At 52.8% G+C, this 553-nt stretch carries 1 rRNA gene; it reads right to left on the bottom strand.

The annotated features are described in order from the left end of the window. Positions 1–49 precede the first annotated feature (49 nt). Positions 50–553 (bottom strand): 16S ribosomal RNA (locus tag GM30_RS00010); the annotation flags it as partial.

Below are 553 nucleotides of genomic sequence, written 5' to 3'. Positions count from 1 at the left end.
TTTCATCAGACAATCTGTGTGAGCACTTCGAAGGCAGGTTCTTTAAAGGTAAGGAGGTGATCCAACCGCAGGTTCCCCTACGGTTACCTTGTTACGACTTCACCCCAGTCATGAATCACAAAGTGGTAAGCGCCCTCCCGAAGGTTAAGCTACCTACTTCTTTTGCAACCCACTCCCATGGTGTGACGGGCGGTGTGTACAAGGCCCGGGAACGTATTCACCGTGGCATTCTGATCCACGATTACTAGCGATTCCGACTTCACGGAGTCGAGTTGCAGACTCCGATCCGGACTACGACATACTTTATGAGGTCCGCTTGCTCTCGCGAGGTCGCTTCTCTTTGTATATGCCATTGTAGCACGTGTGTAGCCCTGGTCGTAAGGGCCATGATGACTTGACGTCATCCCCACCTTCCTCCAGTTTATCACTGGCAGTCTCCTTTGAGTTCCCGGCCGGACCGCTGGCAACAAAGGATAAGGGTTGCGCTCGTTGCGGGACTTAACCCAACATTTCACAACACGAGCTGACGACAGCCATGCAGCACCTGTCTCAC

Source organism: Trabulsiella odontotermitis (assembly GCF_001188485.1).
In the GTDB taxonomy this organism is placed as follows: domain Bacteria; phylum Pseudomonadota; class Gammaproteobacteria; order Enterobacterales; family Enterobacteriaceae; genus Trabulsiella; species Trabulsiella odontotermitis_A.
This window is presented reverse-complemented; position numbering and strand designations above follow the sequence as displayed.